At 51.1% G+C, this 5,109-nt stretch carries 2 tRNA genes and 3 rRNA genes; all 5 read right to left on the reverse strand.

The annotated features are described in order from the left end of the window. Positions 1 to 121: 121 nt before the first annotated feature. Positions 122 to 234, reverse strand: a 5S ribosomal RNA gene (gene rrf, locus CEJ42_RS24290). Positions 235 to 404: 170 nt separating this feature from the next. After that, positions 405 to 3,277, reverse strand: a 23S ribosomal RNA gene (locus CEJ42_RS24295). 284 nt (positions 3,278 to 3,561) lie between these two features. Then, positions 3,562 to 3,637, reverse strand: a tRNA-Ala gene (locus tag CEJ42_RS24300). Between the two features lie 7 nt (positions 3,638 to 3,644). Next, positions 3,645 to 3,721 (reverse strand) — tRNA-Ile (locus CEJ42_RS24305). 101 nt (positions 3,722 to 3,822) lie between these two features. After that, positions 3,823 to 5,109, reverse strand: a 16S ribosomal RNA gene (locus CEJ42_RS24310); the annotation flags it as partial.

A 5,109-nucleotide genomic window follows, 5' to 3' on the forward strand; every position in this document is an offset into this window, starting at 1 on the left:
GCCGAGAATCCGGCGAGGCCCCCCAACCGCGCAGCGAGGCGTATGGGCAGGTTTGTTGGAAGTGATCGCGCAAAGCAAAAAGCCCTCGTTACTGAGTAACGAGGGCTATTGCGTATAACAAGCCTGACGATGACCTACTTTCACACTGGTTGCAGCACTATCATCGGCGCGAAGTCGTTTCACGGTCCTGTTCGGGATGGGAAGGGGTGGTACCAACTTGCTATAGTCATCAGGCATAACTTGTAGTGTTATTTGATTTCCAGTTGAAGCCAGGAAGATCAAACAACGCAATCTGGGAAGAAGTATTAATTCATTTAGTGTAGTCAGGGTTGACTACTGGGTGTGATGCGTCGAGGGCAAACACACAATATGCTCAACTTGGTCTATAACCGAGCTAATGTTATAGGAACAAGCCGCACGGGCAATTAGTATCAGTTAGCTTAACGCATTACTGCGCTTCCACACCTGACCTATCAACGTCCTGGTCTCGAACGACCCTTTAGGGGAATCAAGTTCCCGGGAAGTCTCATCTCAAGGCGAGTTTCCCGCTTAGATGCTTTCAGCGGTTATCTCTTCCGAACTTAGCTACTCGGCAATGCCACTGGCGTGACAACCGATACACCAGAGGTTCGTCCACTCCGGTCCTCTCGTACTAGGAGCAGCCCCCTTCAAACTTCCAACGCCCACGGCAGATAGGGACCAAACTGTCTCACGACGTTTTAAACCCAGCTCACGTACCACTTTAAATGGCGAACAGCCATACCCTTGGGACCGGCTACAGCCCCAGGATGTGATGAGCCGACATCGAGGTGCCAAACTCCCCCGTCGATATGAACTCTTGGGAGGAATCAGCCTGTTATCCCCAGAGTACCTTTTATCCGTTGAGCGATGGCCCTTCCATACAGAACCACCGGATCACTATGTCCTACTTTCGTACCTGCTCGACTTGTCAGTCTCGCAGTTAAGCACGCTTATGCCATTGCACTATTAGCACGATGTCCGACCGTACCTAGCGTACCTTCGAACTCCTCCGTTACACTTTGGGAGGAGACCGCCCCAGTCAAACTGCCTACCATGCACTGTCCCCGATCCGGATAACGGACCAAGGTTAGAACCTCAAACAAACCAGGGTGGTATTTCAAGGTTGGCTCCACGCAGACTAGCGTCCACGCTTCAAAGCCTCCCACCTATCCTACACAGATTGGTTCAAAGTCCAATGCAAAGCTACAGTAAAGGTTCATGGGGTCTTTCCGTCTAGCCGCGGGTAGATTGCATCATCACAAACATTTCAACTTCGCTGAGTCTCGGGAGGAGACAGTGTGGCCATCGTTACGCCATTCGTGCAGGTCGGAACTTACCCGACAAGGAATTTCGCTACCTTAGGACCGTTATAGTTACGGCCGCCGTTTACTGGGACTTCAATCAAGAGCTTGCACCCCATCATTTAATCTTCCAGCACCGGGCAGGCGTCACACCCTATACGTCCACTTTCGTGTTTGCAGAGTGCTGTGTTTTTATTAAACAGTCGCAGCCACCATTTTATTGCAACCCTTTTGTCCTTCTGGCGCAGGCCAGTCAAACTACTTGGGCGTACCTTATCCCGAAGTTACGGTACCAATTTGCCGAGTTCCTTCTCCCGAGTTCTCTCAAGCGCCTTAGAATACTCATCTCGCCCACCTGTGTCGGTTTGCGGTACGGTCTCGTTAGACTGAAGCTTAGAGGCTTTTCTTGGAACCACTTCCGATTGCTTCGCGAACAAGTTCGCTCGTCTCACACCCTTGAATTACGCTGCCGGATTTGCCTAACAGCCTTCTTCGATGCAAAAACCGGGACATCCAACACCCGGACAACCTTCCGCGATCCGTCCCCCCATCGCATCTAACGACGGTGCAGGAATATTAACCTGCTTCCCATCAGCTACGCATCTCTGCCTCGCCTTAGGGGCCGACTCACCCTGCTCCGATGAACGTTGAACAGGAAACCTTGGGCTTACGGCGTGCGGGCCTTTCACCCGCATTATCGCTACTCATGTCAGCATTCGCACTTCTGATACCTCCAGCATCCTTTACAAGACACCTTCACAGGCTTACAGAACGCTCTCCTACCATATCCTTACGGATATCCGCAGCTTCGGTGACTGGCTTAGCCCCGTTACATCTTCCGCGCAGGACGACTCGATCAGTGAGCTATTACGCTTTCTTTAAAGGATGGCTGCTTCTAAGCCAACCTCCTGACTGTTTTAGCCTTCCCACTTCGTTTTCCACTTAGCCAATCTTTGGGACCTTAGCTGGCGGTCTGGGTTGTTTCCCTCTTGACGCCGGACGTTAGCACCCGACGTCTGTCTCCCAAGCTCGCACTCATCGGTATTCGGAGTTTGCAATGGTTTGGTAAGTCGCGATGACCCCCTAGCCATAACAGTGCTCTACCCCCGATGGTGATACTTGAGGCACTACCTAAATAGTTTTCGGAGAGAACCAGCTATTTCCAAGTTTGTTTAGCCTTTCACCCCTATCCACAGCTCATCCCCTAATTTTTCAACATTAGTGGGTTCGGTCCTCCAGTGCGTGTTACCGCACCTTCAACCTGGCCATGGATAGATCACTTGGTTTCGGGTCTACACCCAGCGACTGAACGCCCTATTCGGACTCGATTTCTCTACGCCTTCCCTATGCGGTTAAGCTTGCCACTGAATGTAAGTCGCTGACCCATTATACAAAAGGTACGCAGTCACCCCTTTCGAGGCTCCTACTGTTTGTATGCACACGGTTTCAGGATCTATTTCACTCCCCTTCCGGGGTTCTTTTCGCCTTTCCCTCACGGTACTGGTTCACTATCGGTCGATTACGAGTATTTAGCCTTGGAGGATGGTCCCCCCATGTTCAGACAGGATTTCACGTGTCCCGCCCTACTTGTCGCAAGCCTAGTTCCACACCAATGATTTCGTGTAAGGGGCTATCACCCTCTATGGCCGGACTTTCCATTCCGTTCCACTATCAATGATGCTAAATCTTGCAGGCTGATCCCATTTCGCTCGCCACTACTTTGGGAATCTCGGTTGATTTCTTTTCCTGTAGCTACTTAGATGTTTCAGTTCGCCACGTTCGCTTCGTTACCCTATGTATTCAGATAACGATGACCTAAAAGGCCGGGTTTCCCCATTCGGAAATCTGCGGATCAAAGCTTGTTTGCCAGCTCCCCGCAGCTTATCGCAAGCTACTACGTCCTTCATCGCCTGTAATCGCCAAGGCATCCACCATGTGCACTTATTCACTTGTTCCTATAACGTTAGCCTCTGTTGCCAGAGCGCTATAGAAATAAAGTTGAGTATTTAGCGTTTGCCGTATTGCCAAAGTAAGTCTTCTAATTGCTAAGATCACTTCGTAATACTTTGATTGATACAATCACACCCATTTTTACTTTCGCAAGAACCGAAGTCCTGGCGATCGTTTAAATGAATCTTTACTTCTTCCAGATTGTTAAAGAACAAAAACAGCCATTAGTCTTAAAAGACCAAACCTAAATCACAACGCCCTTCGGCGCCGACTTAGGTTTGATATTTCTTGGTGGAGGTTGACGGGATCGAACCGACGACCCCCTGCTTGCAAAGCAGGTGCTCTCCCAGCTGAGCTAAACCCCCGAAACCTTGGTGGGTCTGGTTGGGCTCGAACCAACGACCCCCGCGTTATCAACACGGTGCTCTAACCAGCTGAGCTACAGACCCGCTTGGATCAGTATCAGTAGCACAGTGATGTGCTTCACCAAATAACTGTTCTTTGAATTACAGCCGATAAGTGTGGACGCTTAATTTCGTGCGCACTCTAGAAAGGAGGTGATCCAGCCGCACCTTCCGATACGGCTACCTTGTTACGACTTCACCCCAGTCACGAACCCTGCCGTGGTAATCGCCCTCCTTACGGTTAGGCTAACTACTTCTGGCAGAACCCGCTCCCATGGTGTGACGGGCGGTGTGTACAAGACCCGGGAACGTATTCACCGCGACATGCTGATCCGCGATTACTAGCGATTCCAACTTCATGGAGTCGAGTTGCAGACTCCAATCCGGACTACGATACACTTTCTGGGATTAGCTCCCCCTCGCGGGTTGGCGGCCCTCTGTATGTACCATTGTATGACGTGTGAAGCCCTACCCATAAGGGCCATGAGGACTTGACGTCATCCCCACCTTCCTCCGGTTTGTCACCGGCAGTCTCATTAGAGTGCCCTTTCGTAGCAACTAATGACAAGGGTTGCGCTCGTTGCGGGACTTAACCCAACATCTCACGACACGAGCTGACGACAGCCATGCAGCACCTGTGTGAAGGTTCTCTTTCGAGCACTCCCAAATCTCTTCGGGATTCCTTCCATGTCAAGGGTAGGTAAGGTTTTTCGCGTTGCATCGAATTAATCCACATCATCCACCGCTTGTGCGGGTCCCCGTCAATTCCTTTGAGTTTTAATCTTGCGACCGTACTCCCCAGGCGGTCTACTTCACGCGTTAGCTGCGTTACCAAGTCAATTAAGACCCGACAACTAGTAGACATCGTTTAGGGCGTGGACTACCAGGGTATCTAATCCTGTTTGCTCCCCACGCTTTCGTGCATGAGCGTCAGTGTTATCCCAGGGGGCTGCCTTCGCCATCGGTATTCCTCCACATATCTACGCATTTCACTGCTACACGTGGAATTCTACCCCCCTCTGACACACTCTAGCCGTGCAGTCTCAAATGCAATTCCCAGGTTGAGCCCGGGGATTTCACATCTGACTTACACAACCGCCTGCGCACGCTTTACGCCCAGTAATTCCGATTAACGCTTGCACCCTACGTATTACCGCGGCTGCTGGCACGTAGTTAGCCGGTGCTTATTCTTCAGGTACCGTCATTAGTCGAGGATATTAGCCTCAACCGTTTCTTCCCTGACAAAAGAGCTTTACAACCCGAAGGCCTTCTTCACTCACGCGGCATTGCTGGATCAGGGTTGCCCCCATTGTCCAAAATTCCCCACTGCTGCCTCCCGTAGGAGTCTGGGCCGTGTCTCAGTCCCAGTGTGGCTGGTCGTCCTCTCAGACCAGCTACTGATCGTCGCCTTGGTGAGCTTTTACCTCACCAAC

Origin of the sequence: Herbaspirillum robiniae (genome assembly GCF_002213415.1) — a bacterium.
GTDB lineage: Bacteria > Pseudomonadota > Gammaproteobacteria > Burkholderiales > Burkholderiaceae_D > Herbaspirillum > Herbaspirillum robiniae.